Raw genomic sequence first — 20,350 nt, 5'->3', positions numbered from 1 at the left:
TATGACAAAGTGTGGCGGACGATCGGATATACTGGCCACATCGCATCCGGGGTTAAGCTGGCAGGAACGCAGTATAGGCCACTTCAAGGAACAAGTGAACTCTACACCGCTCTGTAAAATCGAGAGAGGATGCAGACTTTCAGGTAATGTGGAAGAGGTGTTGGGGGCAGACTCATTCGTAGTAGTGTTGAAGCTCCTGTAATGGGAGTGGAGCACGGCAAATGTCCGGGAAGGACATTTGAGCGAGGTGTGCGGGGTGTGAGCATATCATGTTTCCAATTTGTTTACAATCCGCCGCGGCGGAGAGGATTTATGAAAAGGAAACAAGACCACCACTGATAAATTAGTATCAGTGCATTACCTTTAGTGGTTATTGGTATGAAGAGTCCGCCGCGGCGGAGAGACCTTCACGCACGGTTCTGTGGGAAGGTGAGGGTGAAATTCCCTTGCCTGACCCGATTATAGCACATTAGATCAACTGACCATATAAAGGTAAAATCCAAATGAAAGAGTTTTTAAGGTCATTTTCATATAGAGAAATCCTTTCTTCTTTGTTTGCTGCTTTTATGTTTGTGTCACTGGTTTTTTTATTCAGGAACCTAAGTATTGTTGATTCAAAATATGTTGTTATCAGTTTGGTTATTTTAGGCCCGATTCTTCTTAAACATAGATTTTATTTATTGGAACACAAAAGGAGAAACCGAATATTGGGAAGGTTGATTCACAATCTAATCACTGCCATATTTATTTTTCTTTTGATTGGAATCAGTTTGAATTTAGTTAACAAGTTTTATGAAATAGGGAGCTATTTAAATTTAATTATTTTATCTGTGTTTATAGTTTTCTTGGCAGAATTTGCCTTATCTCTTATAAATCTTATTCTATCTAAGGTTTTTAAATTGTCTTTATGGTAAAGGTTTTTAGGTTAGTTGGCATTATTATTTTTTCGGCAATTCTGATTTTCTGTTACTTTTTGGAAACTTCCAAAAAGGAATCTAACCCTGAGCAGTATAAAGTTTGGAATAAAGGATCGATTCTTGAGGAAAGGGATTTTCTATGCGAACCTCCATTTTTTGAGGGAAAATCGGCTGCAAGAATTTCTTACAAGTATAGAATATATGAAAAACCAGAGGTAAGGGTTGCCGTAATTGTTGATCGGTTTAATTCTTTCATATATAAACACCATATAAGCGATTACTTGATTAGGCATGAAGAATATCACATAAAACTAGCTCATGTTTTCGTAAAAGAGATTAACCAATCTATCAAAGACAAAAATCTTACTTTTTCAGAAGCAAATCAATATTTGCAAGACAGAAGCCAAAGGGATTGGCAATATCAATTAAAATATGATAAAGAAACAAATCATAGCCTTATTAGGGCTAAGCAGAATTATTGGGAATATAAAATTGATTCAATGTTGAATAAATCTATTGTTTTTCCCTTATTTCAAGAGACAGAAAATATTGAAGTATACTTCCCAGACAAACCTAAGAACCTAGTAGTTTCCATTGACGATGAAAAATTTAATGGATATTTGCTTGATAAGTATGATGTTAAGTTTTGGATAGTTGATATGGAATTTAACAGTAATGATAATGATACTCTAACGATTGAAAATTATTTAGTTAACATCCTTTTTGCTATGGGGCAATCGGACATAATTGTTGATGCAAACTTACCTTATCCAAAAGCTATTTTTGAATCCTATAGCCAAGACACCGTAGAGAATGAAGTGGTTTTGGATAAATTACTATTAGGAAAAAAGAGCACTTATTGGTTAAGAAACAGATATCCGATAGTTAAAGAAAATGAAGAAGTTTACAAAAGAATGGCTGACCAATTCTTCAACTCTTTTAAAGTTATTGATGAATGAAAATAAATGTGCCATAACAGCACCTAAGAAAACATGGGGCCGCCGATGGTAACAGGAAAGTTTATTCCTCGAACTGGTATTGTCTAAGAGCGAAAGCTTATTGCTTCGAAATGCCCGCCCTCTCCAAGCTGAATCACGATAGAATTAGCCCGACCTGGCTCTGCCTTGGACAATATTGATGTCCCTACTCTTTGGTTTTCCTTTTCAGGTATTAGGTTTTTCAGATTTTTTATAATAGGATTTCCATTTACCCATCCTCTGACTATTAAGAAAACATATCCTTATTTGAGTAAAAATTGTACCAATCGGATAACATAATTACGGAAATTATTAACTTAAAGAGTTGAATTTTAGTATAAATAATCCAGAACCTTACTCAGTAAATTAAGACTTAAAACATTAAAACCGAGATTTAGCCATCAAAGGAATTATTCAAAGCCTTTTTCCCTTTAGCCTAACACCGACATGGAGGCAGAGCGCTTGTGGAATATTCAAATCCAATGAAGAGGATGCCTTCGTTGAATTCTATATTGGCTATGGTCACAATGATTGTTGCTTTTGCGAAAGCATCACCTGGAAAATTATTTAAAATGCATAATTCTTTTAATCATATTTTAATTGTTAAAACATGAGTGATAGTATTAATAATCTTGAAAAGCTGACCGATCAAATTTATCAGGAGGGTATAGAAAAGGCGGAGAAGCGATCCAGGCAAATGATTCAAGAGGCTGAGGCTGAAAGTGCGCAAATATTAAAAAAGGCGAAGGCAGAAGCCGATCGTATCTTGGAGGAAGCACAACGTGAGGCGGTCCGCTTACAAAAAAGCGTAGAAAGTGAGTTGGAGCTTAAATCCAAACAATATATCAGTGACCTAAGGGTGAAAATAGAAGGTTTGCTTTCTCAAAAAATCATTGAAACCAATACACATGAGGCCTTGGTAGATGTGCAGTTTATGCAATCGGCAATTTCAGAAGTATTAAAGAATTGGAAGGATACCGGCGATCGGGAACTTATTTTACCCAAAGATTTGGAAGAAAGACTCAATGGTGCTTTCACCAATAGCATCAAGAGGCTAACGCCAAACCTGAGTATCACCTTCGAAAGTAGTATAAATGCAGGCTTTAGAATTGCCAAGAAAGACGATAATTATCAGATTTCTTTTAGTTATGACGATTTCATTGAGATTTTCAGGAATTACCTTTCTGATCAAACCAACAAGGTTTTATTTAAATCACCTGAATGAACTATTATTACCTCATAGCGAGCCTTCCTGATATTTCACCGGAAATGGATCCTTCAAAGTTGGACTTTGAAGAAATCTTCGATTTGATATACCGTAACCTATCAGAAGAAGATAAAGCGTTGTTTCGCTATCTCATATATCCGAATGATATCGATAACCTTTTGTCCATATTGTCAGAGAAACACTTGGATTGGACCATGGGCGGTTTTAAAAAACCTGCGATCTTCCAAGTGGAAGAAATGAAGGGCTACAAATTGAACAAAGGAAATTTCCCTGATTTTATGCATGATTATTTGACAGATAATGAAGATAGGTTTGCCGGCATGAGCCTGCGGGAAATGGAAGAAGGCTTGCTGGATAGGTTTTACAATGAAGTTTTTGGTTTAGAAAACAAGTTTTTGATAAGCTACTATGCTTTCCTTAGAGGCTTAAGAGCGCTGATTGCAGCATTCCATTACAATACGTATGATTTTCTGTCCCAACCCAAAATTCAGGATGCGGATAGGCTATTGTTACAGGTTGGACCTGATAGGTCACCAGCGGCCTTGGTTACAAAGGATTATCCTTATTTAGAGGAGCTGATCAAAGTATTATCAGAAAATCAACCTAAGAAAACAGAGCGTTTTATAGACAAGGTACAATGGGATTTTCTTGAGTCGCAATCTGAAGGCGCATTCAGCCCTAGTCAAGTTTTTGCCTACACGGTAAAGTTACAAATCCTGCAGCGCTGGCTTAAGATTGATTCCAAAAAGGACAGTAAGTATTTTGAAAAACTCCAACATCAAATCATAAATCAAAGTAGACCTTCTAAAATACCGACGATATGAATTTAGGAAAAGTAACTGGAGTAATATCTAACCTTATTTTTATTGAGGCTCATGGAGCAGTTACCCAAAATGAAATATGTCTGATCCATACAGAAAATAAAAAGCTAATGGCTGAGGTCATCCGTGTTACAGGAACACGGGTCTCTGCTCAGCTTTTTGAAAGCAGCATGACCATCAAAATGGGGAGTAGGGTAGATTTCACGGGGAAAATGTTGGAAGTTGAACTTGGTCCTGGTATCCTTTCAAAAAAATACGACGGTCTTCAAAATGACCTAGCTAAAATGAGCGGCTTATTTATTGATATTGGTCAAACAACACCGCCATTAGATAACGATGTTTATTACGGATTCACGCCATTAGCTCAAGAAGGAGAAACCGTTCAGGCAGGTGACTGGCTGGGCAGCGTAAAAGAAAACTGGATTGACCACAAAATCATGGTGCCCTTTAAATTGGAGGGGACTTACACAGTAGAATCCATTGTTAAAAAAGGTGACTACTTAATCAATGATGTGGTGGCTGTTTTATCTTCGGAAGTGGGTGAAAAAATAGAGGTCACTATGGTCCAAAAATGGCCCGTGAAAAGAGCCATTAACACCTTTAAGCAAAAAGTAAGACCAAATACCATTCTTCAAACGGGGCTTCGTGTCATTGATACGCTCAACCCTATTGCTGAGGGTGGCACAGGCTATATCCCTGGACCTTTTGGTACAGGAAAAACTGTTTTACAACAGGCCATTGCCAAAAACAGCAAAACCGATGTGCTGATGATTGTAGCTTGTGGGGAAAGAGCCAATGAAGTGGTAGAAATTTTCACTGAATTTCCACAACTTACAGATCCGGTTACAGGCAGAACCCTGGATGAAAAAACAACCATTATCTGCAACACTTCCAATATGCCGGTTGCCGCACGCGAAGCTTCAGTTTACGTAGGCATGACGCTGGCAGAGTACTATCGTGCAATGGGCCTGAAAGTGTTGATTTTGGCTGACAGTACTTCCCGATGGGCACAGGCATTGCGGGAAATGTCCAACAGAATGGAAGAACTGCCGGGACCCGATGCATTTCCTGTGGAGCTGCCCGCAGTTATTGCAAATTTTTATAGCCGGGCAGGACTTACCGAACTCAACAATGGTGCCTGGGGATCTGTAACATTTATTGGTACTGTGTCACCGGCTGGTGGTAACTTTAAAGAACCGGTAACAGAATCTACCAGTAAGGTGGCTCGATGCTTTTATGCGCTTTCACAAAAGCGTGCAGATGCCAAAAGGTATCCGGCCATTGATCCCATTGCTTCTTATTCCAAATATTTAGATTATCCTGAATTCGTTGATAATGCCGATAAATTTATCCAAGAGGGCTGGGTGGCAAAGGTGCAAAAATGTAAGGATATCATCCGTAACGGATTAGAAGCCAGGGATCAAATCAGTATTTTGGGAGACGATGCTGTACCACTTGATTACCACATCGCTTTTTGGAAAAGCGAAATGATTGATTTTGCGCTTATCCAACAGGATTCTTTTGATGATGTGGACATGAACACCTCCCTTGAAAGGCAAAAGTACATGTTCAATAAAATCATGGAAATTGGAGAAAGGGAATTTGTGTTCTTTGAATTTGAACAAGTGGGAACGTTTTTTAAGCAACTTATCAATATTCTCAAACAAATGAATTATTCGCCCTTTGATTCTGCTCAATTTAAGAAATACGCGAAAGAACTTGAAATGGCAATTCAGAAGAATAAAGAAGGAACCCTAACAGAATAATACTATCATGGCTTTTAAGCGTATTTATACTAAAATTTCAAACATCACCAAGGCAACCTGTACCTTAAAGGCTGAAGGAGCGCGTTATGGTGAGCTGGCGAAGGTCAACGGTATGCCTGCACAGGTGATCAGTGTAGTCGACGAGGATGTCACCTTGCAGGTCTTTTCAGGAACAGAAGGTGTGTCTTCTTACTCAGAAGTGGTTTTTACAGGTTCGCCTCCCACGCTGAAAGTAAGTGACTTACTCGCAGGAAGATTTCTGAATGGGTATGGTGAACCTATTGATGGTGGATCTGAACTTCGCGGGGAAAGCCGAATGATCAAAGGCAATGCAGTTAATCCGATAAAGCGTTCGAGTCCTTCCACTTTATTGGCCACCGGAATTGCAGGCATAGACCTTAACAATACCTTGGTGACCGGGCAAAAAATACCCTTTTTTGCGAATCCGGACCAACCTTACAATGAGGTATTGGCGGATGTAGCCATGCGGGCGGAAGCTGATAAGATTATTTTGGGTGGCATGGGCTTATCCAATGATGACTACCTGTTTTTTAAAAATAAATTCACCAAGGGAGGTGTGCTTAATAAGACTGTTTGCTTTATTAATACTTCAGAAAACCCTCCTTTAGAGCGCCTGCTTATCCCTGATATGGCCTGTACGGCGGCAGAATATTTTGCCAACGACCAGAAGCAAAAAGTACTCATTTTACTTACTGATATGACACTTTATGCCGATGCATTGGCCATTGTAGCCAATAAAATGGATCAGATTCCTTCTAAAGACTCCATGCCAGGATCACTTTATAGCGACCTGGCCAGTATTTATGAAAAATCTGTACAGTTTGCCCACGGTGGTTCTATAACCATCATTGCTGTTACTACATTAAATGAAGGAGATATTACCCACGCCATTCCGGACAATACAGGTTACATTACTGAGGGGCAGCTTTTTCTGAAGCAAGACCCTGATATCGGTAAGGTAATCATAGATCCCTTTCGAAGTCTTTCCAGGTTGAAACAAAATGTGATAGGCAAAAAAACGAGATCGGACCACCCACAGGTAATGAATGCGCTTATAAGGCTTTATGCCGATGCGGTAAATGCCAAATCCAAGAAAGAAAACGGTTTTGACCTTAATGAATATGACAAGCGCTGTATGGACTTTGCAAAAGAGTATTCAAGGAAATTATTGGCTGTAGATGTGAATATCTCCATTGAACAAATGCTCGATACAGGCTGGTCCCTTCTGAAGACCTATTTTAAAAAATATGAAGTGGGCATTAAGGAGGAGTTTTTAGAAAAGTATTGGAATGAGGAGAAAACGATAAAAGCCTGATACCATGGCCCTGAAATTTCACTATAATAAAACGACCATACAGCTTTTTGAGCGGCAGCTTGCCATCAGGCAAAAGGCTTTGCCTATCCTCAAGAATAAAGAAATGGCCTTGCGTATGGTAGTAGTGAAGCTTATGGGTGAACTGGAAGAAATCAGCCTGCAGAAAGAGCAACTCAAGGTCAGAAAGGGTTATTATAAAGCCTTATGGGCAGAATTTCCTGAAATCCTTCTGATGGATAAGGTTGAAACGTTCAGCAAAAAAGTAATTGGTGTAAAAGTTCCTGAAATTAAAGAAATCACCTTCAAAATAGCCGATGTAAGTTGGTGGAATTTGCCTGCTTGGGTACCTGGAGGCATAGCACTTATGAAAGAGGTCATCACGCTGAATTTAAAAGCTGACATTTTGCAACAACAAATCAAAATTCTTGATTTGGCAAGAAAAAAGACCACCCAGAAAGTAAACCTGTACGAAAAAGTGCAAATACCCGAATATGAAGATGCCATCATGAAGATCAAGCGCTTTTTGGAAGACAAGGAAAATATTTCCAAGGCAGCCCAAAAAATTGTGAAAAAAAGAAAAGAGAGTAAGGCTGTATGAAAACTTCCTTTAAAAAACTGACCCTGCTTGTCTTTCATAGGCAAAAACTGCAAATCACAAAAATGTTGCAGAAGATCGGTGTTTTGCATATTGAAATCAATAAAGATTTCCGCAGTGAAACCGTGGATGCATTAGAGCGCAACAAAGGTAAAATTCTCAAGGCTGTTGAGATTATTGAGACCTATGCGGGCAGCAGAACTGGCATTCCAACCATTACAGAAGCTCCTGTTCAGGAAACAGTTGACCAAGTGCTTAACTTAAGGTACCGAATTGAAGCAAATATTCTTCAGAAAGAAAACCTATTAAAAGAAAAACTTCAGAGAATACCCTGGGATGACTTGGATTTAAGTAAAATTCAGCGTTTGACCCAGCGCGGACTGCAGGTTAAGCTTTGCATAGCCTCCAAAAAAGAGTACGAAGCATTTGATTTTGGGACGCTTATTCATCAAGCTGTTCAAACTACTGCCAATCAGGTATACTTCGCGGTTATTGGGCAAGCAGACATACCCATTCCATTTGAGTCAGTCAAAGTACCTGAAAGGACCTTGACAGAACTGCTTGAAGCGGAAGAAAGCTTACAAAACGAGAATGAAAACATACAGGAAGAGCTAGCTGCTTATGCAGGGCACTTACCTAAACTGAAAGCTGAAATAATAAATATTGAAAATGAGTTGGCATTTGCCTTGGCGCAGGGCAGTTACCAGGCACACCATCAGGGAGTAATTATGTCCCTAAGCGGATGGTTTCCAGAGGCTATGGAGAATGATTTGATCACTTATTTAAAAACCGAAAAATTAACTTATGCCATAGAACGACCAAGACCCGGAGATGATGTGCCTGTAAAGCTTCAGAACAGCAAATATTCAAAGCTTTTCGAACCCATTACAAAGGTATTTGAACTGCCCAATTATTACGAGTGGGATCCTACACCATTGATAGCGGTATTCTACCCAATCATGTTTGCCTACTGCTTGGGTGATGCCGGGTATGGTCTTATTTTCTTTTTGGTTTCATTGCTGGGTTGGTTTAGCTTCCTGAAAAACACAAGAAGCTTGGCCTTTCTGGGCATGATTTTAGGATTAGTGACCACAGTTATGGGCTTGATAAAGTCGGGGTCTGTCTTTGGGATTCCTACCAATTCCCAAGACTGGGAACTCTTTCAAGGACTTGGCAAGTACGTCCTGATTCCCGATGACCGTGATTTTATATTCAATGCCTTCAATGTGGCGCTAATGATTGGTGTGGTGCAAATCTTCATGGGGATCTTTGTTTCCATTTACAATAAATTCACCTACGAACATTGGATCAAAGCCATTTCCCAAATCGGTAAGCTGTTCATCGTTTCCGGGGTCATTTGGATTTTTTTGGCAGACATGCAAGAAATGGCCGCATTGCAGCAATTCGGGTATTTACGCCAGATCTTGTTGGTATCAGGGGTCGTTATGGTGCTTTTTTTTCATGACATGGAGCAAGCTATGCCGGTACGGGCAGCCAGTGGGATTTTACCTTTGTTTTTCATTTTCACAGGGATTTTGGGCGATATATTGTCCTATGTGCGCTTGTTTGCGCTAGGGGTAGCCTCATCAGTGCTTGGTCTGGTAGTCAATCAGATTGGCATGCAGATCATGGAAAACAGTTGGTGGGGAGCGATAATCGGGGTGATTTTCCTCTTATTTGGACATACACTCAATTTTTGTATTGCCGTGCTGGGATCTTTCGTGCATCCGCTAAGATTAACATTTGTGGAATTCTATAACAACGCCCAATTCAAAGGCGGCGGTAAAGAATACCGTCCATTCAGAAAACAACCTATAGAACTTTAATAAAAAATACATGGAAACATTACCTTTAACACTCGCATTTATAGGAATCGGACTATTGGTAGGATTATCAGGCTGTGGTAGCGCCATGGGTACTGCCATCGGAGCCCAGGCTACCGTAGGAGCTTTGAAAAAACGTCCGGAATCTTTTGGCTCTTTTATAGTCTTAAGTGCCCTCCCCGGTACTCAGGGACTTTATGGCTTTGCTGGCTTTTTTATTTTACAAGATCTTATCAGTTCGGAAATAACACTTTTACAAGGTGCGGGTGTCTTGGGGGGTGGCTTGGCACTCGGCCTGGCCGGTTTGATTTCCGGTATGTATCAAGGCAAAGTTTGCGCCAGTAGTATTGACAGTATTGGATCAGGGAACGACGTATTTGGACGAGCGCTGATTCTGGCTGTTTTCCCTGAGCTTTACGCTATTATAGCTTTTGCATCCCTATTCCTTATAGCAGGTATTTTATGATGTATAGAGGATGGATATATTGGATACTTCTCGGAAGTGTAAGTAAAGATACCTAGGGTGTGACACTAAAGAAATAAATAGCAGACTGAATAGCTATCAAAGAAAAAATCACTATTTCTGCATTTTTGAAGGTGACTTCAGTCAAATGATTTCAAATGTATTATTTGTTTAAATAAGGGAAATGAACTAATTGAATTTTAACTGTTTGTGAGACAAACAATTGAAATCAAAATTGGTTTAAATTGTCTGTTTTACATTACAGCGCAACTTGTTATCTCTGAAGCATGCTTGATTACATCCTTGCTCATCCCTTGTATATACCATTTCTCATCCTGAATATTTTTATCATTTACAAAGTGATCAAAATTTATGTGATTGAGGACAGGGATAATGATGATGACGAAGATGGAGGTATTCCAGATAATGATGATCCGGTATTGGATTTACCTCCGGGTGTAGCACCTCCGACAGAAACCCCAAGTTTAAAGGAGGACTGAGCCTGTCTATCGATCAGGCAGGCGTAAAAAAATGATCCCTTTGGCTGCCCCTGAGCTATCGGGATTTAGCGATAGCCTGTCCCGAGGGCGAAGGGATTCGGGACGGCAGGATGTTTTCTGGAATACTTTTTCACTTGTCTGTCACAAATGCGCTATATTTAGCTAAAGACTATAGCATGCGCAATTTCCCTTCATACAAACAAAGCAAACCTTCCGGTACCTACGACGCTATCGTGATTGGTTCGGGTCTGGGAGGAATGACCACAGCCGCCCTGCTTTCCCAACATGGCCAAAAAGTACTGGTGTTGGAGAAGCATTATACCATTGGCGGTTTTACCCATGTTTTCAAAAGAAAGGACTATGAATGGGATGTGGGCATACATTATGTGGGCGATATGCATTCCCAAAGGAAATTGATGCCAAGGCTTTTTCAATACATCACAGATGGCAAATTGCAGTGGGAGGATATGGGAGAAGTCTATGATAGGATAGTCTTCACGGACAAAACCTATGACCTGGTCAAGGGTAGGGAACAGTTGGTGGCGAAACTCAAATCTGAATTTAATACTCCGGAAGATCATGCAGCTATTGACCGCTATATGGAAGCAGTCAAAAAGGTCATAATCGCCAGCCGAAACTTCTACAGCATGAAGGTAATTCCGGGTTGGCCGGGAAAATGGATCAGAAAATGGGTTTCACAGAAATTTCTTCAATATTCGGATAAGACGACTTTGGAGGTACTCCGGTCCTTTACCCAAAATGAAAAACTCATCGGGGTGCTCTGCGGGCAATATGGAGATTATGGTCTGCCTCCTGCAGAAAGTAGCTTTGCCATGCATGCCATTTTGGTCAGCCATTATTTCAATGGCGGCTATTTTCCCATAGGTGGTTCGGGCAAAATAGCGGAATACATTTACCCTCAAATCAAAGCAGGAGGGGGAGAGGTTTATTCCAATGCAGAGGTTCAGGAAATTCTCATTAAAGGCAATAAGGCTGTAGGTGTACGCATGGCAGATGGTAATGAGCTTATGGCTGAAAAAGTGATCAGCAATGCCGGTGTATTCAATACCTTTCAACGGTTGATTGATCCGCAGCATCCGCTTTATCCTAAATTACAGCGTCAGTTTGAGGGTCTATCGGCTTCCGTGGCACATATTTGCTTATATATCGGTATAAAGAAAAGCAACAGGGAATTGCAATTGCCCAAGTCCAATTTCTGGATATATCCTGGTTATGACCATGATCAAAATGTAAAGGAATACCTGGAGAATCCTGATGAAAAGCCTTTTCCAGTGGTGTACATTTCATTTCCTTCTGCCAAAGATCCCGATTGGGAAAAGCGCTATCCGGGAACAGCCACCATTGAGATAATTTCTTTGGCTCCATACGACTGGTTCAAAAACTGGGAAAATACCCGTTGGGGAAAAAGGGGAGAAGAATATGAGGCATTGAAGGAAAAGTGGTCACAGCGTTTGTTGGAAAACCTGTACGCACAGCTTCCCCATCTCAGGGGAGATATTGACTACTATGAACTTTCCACACCATTATCTACCAAAAACTTCACGGCTTATCAGTCCGGGGAAATCTATGGTTTGGAACACAGTCCCGCGCGCTTTCGTAATGAAAACCTTACGCCTCATACACCCATCAAAAACCTTTACCTCACCGGACAGGACATAGTATCCTGTGGCATAGGAGGGGCACTGATGGGGGGGCTGATCACTTCTTCTGCTATTTTGAGAAAAAATCTGGTCAAGAACATTATGGGTTGATTTACTAAGGCGGATTTCGGAAGTGGGAAGTCGGAGACTTGGAAACATTAAGAAGTTAAGGGATTTAAGGAGTTCATTAAGAAGTGAAAGGAAAGCCTGTCCCGATCCTTTCGGGGGGTCTCCTAAAGCAAAAGAGTTCCTTCTCCGAATAGGGAAAGTGACCTATAAAACAACTTATCCTATGAATCGGGGATAAATTGGCGACACCAAGCCTTTTCATAACCAGACAGTTGGCTCTTGGAAAACTATATGCACTATGTTTGGGGTTGAAAAAATCCGCCACCTAGAACATAGAATACATAACAAAAATCCGGCACATAATACGGTCATCAGAGCCAGGCCGTTCCAATACCAAAAACCACAGCAGCGACAGCCTAACTATGTTGGCTATGTTACTATGTTGTCCAAAAAACAACCTGAACCTCCACAAAAATCCTTTTTTATTTGCCACAACTTGTCCCGCATGCGGGATAGAAACATAGAATACATAGCAGGGCAGCAGCAAACCTTTATTTTTAAAATCAACCGGTTGATACAGGGGAAGCTATGTGTGCTATGTTCTCTTATGTGGTTAAAAAAACTGCCATAACTTGTCTACTAGTGAGGAATATCATTGACAGAATACCGGAATCGTCACTCTGAGCAAAGCGAAAGCCTGCCCCGATCTTTTCGGGGAGTCTCCAAAAATAGATGAGATCCCCCGTAATGCTACTGGGCAAGCTTTCACCTCCGCAGGCTGCGGTTCAGGATGACGCTACCATAACTGTCACTTCTTTTTCTTTACATTCCCCTAAATGTTAAATGCTCAGAATGACTCAAGTTTTGATCAGTTTGATCACCTGCTTCTCAATGGCCTTTTTGTAATTTTCCTGAGCTTCTTCTGAAATAAACAGGAAAAGATAAGGTTCAATCAACTCCAGTTCCATCAGATAGAAAACCCCTTCCGTCCAAACCCCATCCACTCGGGCATAAAGGGTATCAGCAGCAAAACTATCTACGATTTGTTGCATATAGTTTAACTCCTCCGCTTTTGGGCTGATGGGGTGAATTTTCCCCCCAAAAAAGTGCTGTACGCGGAATTCCCCCTGTTTAGGACTTTTCAGTACGGCATGCGAAAATTTTCCATTGAAAAAAAGATAGGAATATTCACCTGTCTTGGCTACTTCTTCTACAAATGGTTGTACCATAAAATCGGCTTCTTCCAACCAGGTCTTTAGGGTAGCCTCATGTTCCTGCCAGTCGCTTTTTTGTAATTTGATGGTGTTTTTGGATCCACCACTTACGGTGGGTTTGATGACCAAGGTGTCTGTATTGAATTGCTGAAAATAACGATCTAACTGAAGAGGAGCCTGTCTCTTGAGGAATTGGGTAGGAACGATGGGGAACCCTTTTTCCTGTATGTCCTGTAAATACCATTTGTCTGAATTCCATAGGATGGTGTCCATGGTATTGAGGCTAGGAATGCCGTAATCCAGCATTTTTTCACACCAAGACTTGAATTCCTCATACCGGTCAAAGTAATCCCAAGGGGATTTGACCAATAATAGAGAATATTCATGCCAATCTACTTTAGGATCAGACCAGATTTCAAAGGAAAAGTCCAAACCCAGTTCCCTGAGTATTTTCTCCAGTGTGACATCTTCATTTACTTCATTGGAAGCATATTCACCTTTATTGTCATAGGTAATGACCGCTATTTTCATAATTTATGCCCGGTTTTCGCTAGCAATGATAAGGGAATTTTATGATTTTTTGTTTTTCGGGCTGTTATTCCATATGATAAATCCTATTTTTGGCTTTTGGTTTTATGAAAAAAGAGAAACTCGTCATCATTCCTACCTACAATGAAATCGAAAACATTGAGGACATGATACGCTCCGTGATGGAGTTGGAGGGCGATTTTGAACTGTTGATCATTGATGACCAATCTCCCGATGGTACGGCAGATAAGGTCAAAGCACTGAAAAAAGACTATCCGGAAAGGTTACACTTACTTCAAAGAAAAGGAAAGCTTGGTCTCGGAACTGCATATATTGAAGGGTTTCGATATGGATTGTCCAGCGGTTATCAGTATATCTTCGAAATGGATGCTGATTTTTCACATAACCCCCTAGACCTTATCAGACTTTATAAAGCCTGTGCTGAGGAAGGCTATGATATGGCCGTTGGTTCCCGCTACATTACCGGGGTAAATGTGGTCAATTGGCCCATGGGAAGGGTTTTGATGTCTTTTTTTGCCAGTAAATACGTCCAGTTTATAACCGGAATGCCCATCAAAGATGCCACAGCAGGTTTTAAGTGTTATCACAGGAGGGTGTTAGAGGCTATCAACTTAAATAAAATTCGCTTTATTGGCTATGCTTTCCAGATAGAGATGAAGTTTACGGCTTGGAAACTCGGGTTTAAAATTGTAGAAGTACCCATCATTTTTACCGATAGAACCAAAGGTACCTCCAAGATGAGCACGCATATTTTTAGGGAAGCCATATTTGGCGTAATATACATGAAGTTTAAAAGTCTCTTTGTACGTTACCGTCCTAATCAAAGCGTATTGCCTTAATGGGTTGGATATTGCTGATGACCATGGCAGGAATAAACAGTACCAAGGATGTAACGGTCAATACCAATAAGTTCATCACAATAAAAATTGGCCAATTCCAATATATGGGCACGAAGCTCATGTAATAGTTTTCCGGGTCGAGTGGAATCAGGCGAAATTTTTCCTGAATGAAGCCAAAGCTCAGGGCTATGGCATTGCCTATAAGCAAGCCACGGCCAATGATCCTTATACCATTCCATACAAATATTCTTCTGATCTGACTGTTTCTGGCGCCAAGTCCTTTCAATATACCGATCATCTGTGTTCTTTCCATGATCAGGATAAACAGGATGGACACCATGTTAAAGGCAGCTACAAAAAGAATCAATCCCAAGAAAATATAGACGTTATTGTTGAGTAAATGTAGCCAATCAAAAATCTCCATGTACTTATCGGTGACCTTGACCAACTTGAGGTCATAATCCAAAATATCATAAAGTGGATCTACATACATCTCGAGATTTTTGGAATTATCAACAAAGACCTCGAAGCCGCCAACTTGGTCTTCCGTCCAACCATTAAGGTTTCGGATGGTCTGAATGTCACCAATGATAATTTTATCGTCAAAATTTTCAAGAAAAGTCTCATAAAGTCCCACGATCTCTAATCTTCGAAACCTGGGAGGATCCTGGACAAAATACATGGTCACACGGTCCCCCACCTCTAAAAGAAGTTTGTTGGCGATTTTGGTACTTAGTAACACTTCATTGCTGGCACCTTCTTCTGAAAATTGGATAAACCGCCCGGCTTTTATGGAAGCTTGAAAGGCCAGGGAGTCAAAATCGGGGCCTACACCCTTCATTAATACGCCCTCTACTTCATTATCACCTTTAAGCAGTCCGGCCTTGTGGGCAAATGTCTGAACATGTGCGATATAGTCCTGATTGAGGTATTCCTTGTAGAAGTCTGATTTTTTGCTGGTAGGAGATTCTTCAAATGCATTGCCTGACATGAAGCGCATCACCTGAAAATGTCCGGTAAAAGAAAATACTTTGTTGGAAATTTCATTTTGAAAGCCTCCAAGAATCATAAATGAAATCAAAGTAATGGCAATACCTATGGCCACAGAGGCCACAGCAATCCTGTGTATGGTTCCTGTGAAACCACCCGTTCGTTTGAAGCTGATTCTTTTGGCAATGAAATAAGAAAGGTTCAAGGAATTTCTTAATTTGGTCGAAATTTAGCGCAAAATAACTATGAAGTCCTTCAAATTGATCATTCTTCTCAGTTTTTTAATGATATCACTGGCTTTTTGTAAAAATCCAGATAAGCCAGTGGAAGAAATTGTAAGTGATTTGCCTTCTATTATTTTGCCGGCAGCTGATCAGCCTGAAACATACCTGCCTCTATTGGAAGGGAAAAGGGTAGGACTTGTAGTTAATCAGACCTCTATTTTGACCCAGAGTAACAACATGCACTTGGTCGATTTTCTTATGATGGAAGGGATAGATGTAAAGAAGGTATTTGTGCCGGAACATGGTTTCAGAGGGGACGCGGATGCCGGAGAGGCCATCAAGTCTGAGGTAGACAAAGCAACAGGCCTCCCTATTGTATCCCTTTATGGTGACAATAAGAAACCATCCAAAGCTTCTTTGAATGATATTGATATCCTGATCTATGACCTTCAGGATGTAGGTGTGAGGTTTTATACCTATATCAGCACCATGCACTATGTGATGGAAAGCTGCGCTGAAAATAATATGCCGCTATTGATTCTGGACAGGCCAAACCCCAATGGGAATTATGTGGATGGTCCGGTATTGAAAAAAGGATTTGAAAGTTTTGTAGGCATGCATCCAATTCCGGTAGTACATGGGCTAACGGTTGGGGAATTAGCCCGTATGATCAATGGGGAAGGATGGCTGAAAGGAGGGGTGCAAGCACCCATTCAAGTAGTTGCAGTAAAAAACTGGGACCATAGTATGGCTTATAGCCTACCTGTGAAGCCTTCTCCCAATCTTCCCAATGATGTTGCTATAAGGCTCTATCCCTCATTATGTTATTTTGAAGGTACAGATGTTTCACTGGGAAGAGGGACATACTTTCCTTTTCAGGTTTATGGCTATCCTGATCCTAAATTTGGCGATTTTACCTTTACTCCTGTCAGTATTGTGGGAATGTCCAAGAATCCCCCGCAACAGGATAAGTTATGTTATGGAGAGGATCTTAGGAATGAATCATTGGATCATCAGTTTACCTTGAAATATCTGCTAAGAGCTTATGGCATTTCAGGAAAAAAGGAGAAGTTTTTTAATAATTTCTTTGATAAGCTGGCAGGTACAGATCAATTAAGAAAGGATATCCTGGCCGGAAAGTCAGAAGAGGAAATACGGGCAGGCTGGCAGCAGGATTTGGGGTCATACAAGGCCATGCGGGAAAAATACAGGATGTATTGAATAAGTTTAAACACCTGCTTCCAAATGTGGGATGGTCTTAGTTACGGAGCCATCTGGATTTCAAATTACCCAACTATTCAAAAGGATTCGAAAAAAACTAATGTACTTTTGACTTGAGGAACGATATCCCTATTACCTAATAGGTATCCTTTGCTCCAAATAGATCTGTGCCTTTTCACCTTTGATGTAAAAAGTCATCCAATCTTTCTCCCAATCAAAATTCACCGTACCATAATGTAAGGAGGCAATAAGATTCCCGATTCTATAAGGGTTATACTCCTCTCTATAATTTGACCAAGTGTGGGTCAGACCAGAAGAGGTAATCTCATAGATCCCATTAGGGAACCTTTGGTCTTTCAGCAAGGAGATTTCTGCAATATGTCGGTCACCACTGATCAAAACAGGGTTCCTTGCCTTAGAACTTGCTATCAGGTTGAGTAAACGCTCCCTTTCATTGGGAAAGTTGGCCCATTTTTCAAAAGGATGTTCCGTGGGAATAACCTGGATACCTGAAGCGATGATATTTATTCTAGCGGTACTGTTTTTAAGTTCTTTTTCCAGCCAAGTCCACTGCATTTCACCAAGCATGCTTCCCTCAAAATTTGGGAGGTATTTTCTGTCTTCTTTATACAGGGTATCCCTGTGGTACCGGGTGTCCAAAAGGATCACTTTTACCGAATTGTTTCCTATCCCATAGGAATAACTGGCATAAGCACCTTCCTGTTTTCGGCGGGGACTGTCTGCAGGCTCATCCAAAAAATCCAACAGTCGCTCTTGCGATGCCGCTTTTTGAGCAAAATATTTACCACCGTCATTGATCCCATAATCATGGTCATCCCAAATGCCTATCACAGATGTGTTTAATCTCAGTCTTCTGTAGTCTAAAAGGTCTTTTTGAATGTTGTACTTTTCTTCCAATAGATCCATGTCATGCGTATCCCCATACACGATGTCGCCAAGCCAGATCCAGACATTGGGGTTGTCTACCATAATGGGATTCCAAAGTGGTTGAGGGAGATCGTGTTTATTGCAGGAACCAAAGCTGATGGTTTCAATAAAGGATCTGTTGCTTCTTCTGTTTTGGGCCCAACTTTCGGAAGTACAAGCCATCAAAAGCAGACAGGAAATAAGGGGTATTAAAACGCTTTTTTTCATGCTGGGTGATAATATGAATCCGAAGTTCAAAATTCAATTTTGGATCTCCATCGGTCCGGAACTAAATTGATGAAAACATAAAAATGGCTTAATCTAGTCTTCACACTAAACTCTGATTTTACTGCTTTGCTTTACATCTTCCTAACATGTAACAAACATCACCAACATTGCCCCTGAAAGTTGGGACTTTTGTAGATGTGTTGGAAAGTAAATTGACTTTCCTGTTATCAAGTTTTAATTAGAGAAAATTCACGTCATGAATAAAAGCATTACCAATACCATCAAGGGCTTTTTGCCCATTCTGGAATGGTTGCCAAATTACAAGAAGACAGACCTTCAGGGAGACCTGTCTGCCGGTTTGACTGTAGGTATCATGTTGATCCCCCAAGGAATGGCTTATGCCATGTTAGCAGGGTTGGAGCCCATTCATGGGCTTTATGCAGTTACGGTGCCATTGTTGTTGTATGCTATCTTTGGTACATCCAGACAATTGGCAGTAGGTCCTGTGGCCATGGTTTCTTTGTTGACAGCAGCAGGGATTGCCAGCTTGAATGCAGATTCACCTGAACAGTACCTGTTATACGCCCTGTCATTGGCCTTTTTGGTAGGCTTGATTCAGTTTGGCATGGGGGTGTTACGATTAGGCTTTGTAGTCAACTTTCTATCCCATCCAGTGATTAGCGGATTTACTTCAGCGGCAGCCATTATCATTGGTCTGAGTCAGATCAAGCACCTTTTCAGGATCAATCTTCCTAATTCGGAGCATATTCAGGAAATGGTAGTGGCCATTGCACAGAATATTGGAGACATCCACTGGTTAACCTTTGGAATAGGAGTTGTCGGTATCATTATTATCAAATATGGTAAAAAAATACATAAGAGTTTCCCTGCACCATTGGTAGCAGTGATTGTTGGTATTGCCCTGGTATCGGGTTTTGACCTGACAAACCAAGGGGTTAGGATAGTAGGAGATGTACCTAGTGGACTTCCGACCTTATCTTCCCCTTCTTTTGATATGGAAGTATGGAACACCTTGCTTCCGATAGCATTGACCATTTCTTTGGTGGGTTTTGCAGAGAGTTTTGCTGTAGCCAAAACCATACAGGCCAAGCATAAAAATTACAAGTTGGATGCCAATCAGGAACTGATAGGATTAGGTATGGCCAATTTTGGTGCTGCCTTTTTCAGAGGTTATCCGGTAACAGGAGGTTTTTCCAGGACAGCGGTCAATAATGATGCCGGGGCGAGAACCGGATTGGCTGCCATTATCAGTTCTATATTGATCGTATTGACCTTATTATTTTTCACAGGTTTATTCTACAACCTTCCAAGTGCGATTCTTGCAGCGGTAGTATTGGTAGCAGTTTCAGGCTTGATTGATTACAAAGAACCCATTCATTTATGGCACAAGGACAAATCTGATTTTGCCATGTTGATTGCTACATTTCTGATTACCTTAACCTTGGGTATTGAAACAGGCATTATTGCAGGCATGGTTTTATCCTTGATTGTAGTCATCTATCGTGCTTCCAGGCCTCATATGGCCCGTTTGGGCAGGGTGCCTGGAACAAATATATTCAGGAATGTCTCCAGGTTCAAAGATTTGGAAGAAAGAGATGAGCTTTTAATGGTCAGGATTGATGGGCCAATTTATTTTGCAAATATAGAATTTATCAAAGGTAAGCTGGATAAGTGGATTGCAGGTAAAAAGGATAAGGTCAATATGATTGTATTTAATATGGAAAGTGTTACCAATATTGACAGTACAGGAGCCCATGAGTTAAACGAATGGATTCTTGCTTGGAGAAAATCAGGCATTGATGTTTGCATGAGCAGTATCAAAGGCCCTGTTAGAGATGTATTGAACAGATGGGGGATTTTGGAATGTGTGGGAGCTGACCATGTATTCCTTGATGACAACTCCGCAGTTTCTGCCTACGATAAGGATATTGATCTGGAATTACTGGATAAATATTCACCCTATGCCACTCAAACCAATTAA

Annotated in this window: 17 protein-coding genes; 14 read left to right on the top strand and 3 right to left on the bottom strand. The window is 40.7% G+C overall.

Features of this window, described 5'->3' with window-relative positions; translation table 11 throughout:
- The 11 genes from B879_RS23160 to B879_RS07020 all read left to right on the top strand — a co-directional run.
- The coding region (locus B879_RS23160; RefSeq protein WP_238542099.1) for a hypothetical protein at positions 1 to 202 on the top strand (202 nt) is incomplete at its 5' end.
- 705 nt (positions 203 to 907) lie between these two features.
- The gene (locus tag B879_RS07065; RefSeq protein ID WP_009184469.1) at positions 908 to 1,876 is read left to right on the top strand and encodes a hypothetical protein; all 969 of its coding nucleotides are present in this window, start codon (positions 908 to 910) and stop codon (positions 1,874 to 1,876) included.
- Between the two features lie 628 nt (positions 1,877 to 2,504).
- Positions 2,505 to 3,119: a V-type ATP synthase subunit E gene (locus B879_RS07060; protein WP_009184468.1), complete on the top strand. Its 615-nt coding sequence runs from the start codon at positions 2,505 to 2,507 to the stop codon at positions 3,117 to 3,119.
- Positions 3,116 to 3,946 carry a DUF2764 family protein gene (locus tag B879_RS07055; protein WP_009184467.1) on the top strand — a complete coding sequence of 277 codons (831 nt, stop codon included), beginning with the start codon at positions 3,116 to 3,118 and terminating at the stop codon, positions 3,944 to 3,946. The genes B879_RS07060 and B879_RS07055 overlap by 4 nt, the downstream gene beginning before the upstream one ends.
- Entirely contained in the window at positions 3,943 to 5,709 is a 1,767-nt protein-coding gene (locus tag B879_RS07050) for a V-type ATP synthase subunit A (protein ID WP_009184466.1), read from the top strand. The genes B879_RS07055 and B879_RS07050 overlap by 4 nt, the downstream gene beginning before the upstream one ends.
- Positions 5,710 to 5,716: 7 nt before the next feature.
- Positions 5,717 to 7,045, top strand: a complete 1,329-nt coding sequence (locus tag B879_RS07045; protein ID WP_009184465.1) for a V-type ATP synthase subunit B — start codon at positions 5,717 to 5,719, stop codon at positions 7,043 to 7,045.
- 4 nt (positions 7,046 to 7,049) lie between these two features.
- A complete protein-coding gene (locus B879_RS07040) occupies positions 7,050 to 7,643 on the top strand; it encodes a V-type ATP synthase subunit D (RefSeq protein ID WP_009184464.1) in 594 nt (197 codons plus the stop codon).
- A 62-nt stretch (positions 7,644 to 7,705) separates the two neighbouring features.
- Positions 7,706 to 9,466, top strand: coding sequence for a V-type ATP synthase subunit I (locus tag B879_RS07035; protein ID WP_238542098.1), 1,761 nt, complete (start codon positions 7,706 to 7,708; stop codon positions 9,464 to 9,466).
- A gap of 10 nt (positions 9,467 to 9,476) precedes the next feature.
- Positions 9,477 to 9,929 (top strand): ATP synthase subunit C-like protein, encoded by a 453-nt coding sequence (locus B879_RS07030; protein WP_009184462.1) that lies wholly within the window; start codon positions 9,477 to 9,479, stop codon positions 9,927 to 9,929.
- Between the two features lie 284 nt (positions 9,930 to 10,213).
- Entirely contained in the window at positions 10,214 to 10,426 is a 213-nt protein-coding gene (locus B879_RS07025; protein WP_009184461.1) for a hypothetical protein, read from the top strand.
- Positions 10,427 to 10,602: 176 nt separating this feature from the next.
- Positions 10,603 to 12,198: a phytoene desaturase family protein gene (locus B879_RS07020; protein ID WP_009184460.1), complete on the top strand. Its 1,596-nt coding sequence runs from the start codon at positions 10,603 to 10,605 to the stop codon at positions 12,196 to 12,198.
- A gap of 815 nt (positions 12,199 to 13,013) precedes the next feature.
- Here B879_RS07020 and B879_RS07010 read toward each other — a convergent pair.
- Positions 13,014 to 13,901: an ATP-grasp domain-containing protein gene (locus B879_RS07010; protein WP_009184458.1), complete on the bottom strand. Its 888-nt coding sequence runs from the start codon at positions 13,899 to 13,901 to the stop codon at positions 13,014 to 13,016.
- A 104-nt stretch (positions 13,902 to 14,005) separates the two neighbouring features.
- On the opposite strand from B879_RS07010, the gene B879_RS07005 reads away from it, so the two are divergent.
- Positions 14,006 to 14,758 (top strand): polyprenol monophosphomannose synthase, encoded by a 753-nt coding sequence (locus tag B879_RS07005; RefSeq protein ID WP_009184457.1) that lies wholly within the window; start codon positions 14,006 to 14,008, stop codon positions 14,756 to 14,758.
- Here B879_RS07005 and B879_RS07000 read toward each other — a convergent pair.
- On the bottom strand, positions 14,736 to 15,953 hold the full coding sequence (locus tag B879_RS07000; protein WP_009184456.1) for an ABC transporter permease: 1,218 nt from the start codon (positions 15,951 to 15,953) through the stop codon (positions 14,736 to 14,738). The two genes, B879_RS07005 and B879_RS07000, sit on opposite strands and share 23 nt — an antisense overlap.
- 40 nt (positions 15,954 to 15,993) lie before the next feature.
- On the opposite strand from B879_RS07000, the gene B879_RS06995 reads away from it, so the two are divergent.
- Positions 15,994 to 17,193, top strand: coding sequence for an exo-beta-N-acetylmuramidase NamZ family protein (locus B879_RS06995; RefSeq protein ID WP_009184455.1), 1,200 nt, complete (start codon positions 15,994 to 15,996; stop codon positions 17,191 to 17,193).
- Between the two features lie 132 nt (positions 17,194 to 17,325).
- On the opposite strand, the gene B879_RS06990 is transcribed toward B879_RS06995, so the two are convergent.
- Complete coding sequence (locus tag B879_RS06990; protein ID WP_040400341.1) at positions 17,326 to 18,348, bottom strand: alkaline phosphatase D family protein; 1,023 nt, start codon at positions 18,346 to 18,348, stop codon at positions 17,326 to 17,328.
- A gap of 256 nt (positions 18,349 to 18,604) precedes the next feature.
- On the opposite strand from B879_RS06990, the gene B879_RS06985 reads away from it, so the two are divergent.
- Positions 18,605 to 20,350, top strand: coding sequence for a SulP family inorganic anion transporter (locus tag B879_RS06985; protein WP_009184453.1), 1,746 nt, complete (start codon positions 18,605 to 18,607; stop codon positions 20,348 to 20,350).

The organism is Cecembia lonarensis LW9, assembly GCF_000298295.1.
GTDB classification, from domain to species: domain Bacteria; phylum Bacteroidota; class Bacteroidia; order Cytophagales; family Cyclobacteriaceae; genus Cecembia; species Cecembia lonarensis.
This window is presented reverse-complemented; position numbering and strand designations above follow the sequence as displayed.

What these genes read in the sequence shown, in the direction of transcription:
- B879_RS06990 (WP_040400341.1), bottom strand. Translation starts at nt 18,348, where the DNA reads ATGAAAAAAAGCGTTTTAATACCCCTTATTTCCTGTCTGCTTTTGATG.
- B879_RS07045 (WP_009184465.1), top strand. Translation starts at nt 5,717, where the DNA reads ATGGCTTTTAAGCGTATTTATACTAAAATTTCAAACATCACCAAGGCA.
- B879_RS07005 (WP_009184457.1), top strand. Translation starts at nt 14,006, where the DNA reads ATGAAAAAAGAGAAACTCGTCATCATTCCTACCTACAATGAAATCGAA.
- B879_RS07065 (WP_009184469.1), top strand. Translation starts at nt 908, where the DNA reads ATGGTAAAGGTTTTTAGGTTAGTTGGCATTATTATTTTTTCGGCAATT.
- B879_RS07040 (WP_009184464.1), top strand. Translation starts at nt 7,050, where the DNA reads ATGGCCCTGAAATTTCACTATAATAAAACGACCATACAGCTTTTTGAG.
- B879_RS06995 (WP_009184455.1), top strand. Translation starts at nt 15,994, where the DNA reads ATGAAGTCCTTCAAATTGATCATTCTTCTCAGTTTTTTAATGATATCA.
- B879_RS07055 (WP_009184467.1), top strand. Translation starts at nt 3,116, where the DNA reads ATGAACTATTATTACCTCATAGCGAGCCTTCCTGATATTTCACCGGAA.
- B879_RS07025 (WP_009184461.1), top strand. Translation starts at nt 10,214, where the DNA reads ATGCTTGATTACATCCTTGCTCATCCCTTGTATATACCATTTCTCATC.
- B879_RS07060 (WP_009184468.1), top strand. Translation starts at nt 2,505, where the DNA reads ATGAGTGATAGTATTAATAATCTTGAAAAGCTGACCGATCAAATTTAT.
- B879_RS07010 (WP_009184458.1), bottom strand. Translation starts at nt 13,901, where the DNA reads ATGAAAATAGCGGTCATTACCTATGACAATAAAGGTGAATATGCTTCC.
- B879_RS07035 (WP_238542098.1), top strand. Translation starts at nt 7,706, where the DNA reads ATGTTGCAGAAGATCGGTGTTTTGCATATTGAAATCAATAAAGATTTC.
- B879_RS07050 (WP_009184466.1), top strand. Translation starts at nt 3,943, where the DNA reads ATGAATTTAGGAAAAGTAACTGGAGTAATATCTAACCTTATTTTTATT.
- B879_RS07020 (WP_009184460.1), top strand. Translation starts at nt 10,603, where the DNA reads ATGCGCAATTTCCCTTCATACAAACAAAGCAAACCTTCCGGTACCTAC.
- B879_RS06985 (WP_009184453.1), top strand. Translation starts at nt 18,605, where the DNA reads ATGAATAAAAGCATTACCAATACCATCAAGGGCTTTTTGCCCATTCTG.
- B879_RS07030 (WP_009184462.1), top strand. Translation starts at nt 9,477, where the DNA reads ATGGAAACATTACCTTTAACACTCGCATTTATAGGAATCGGACTATTG.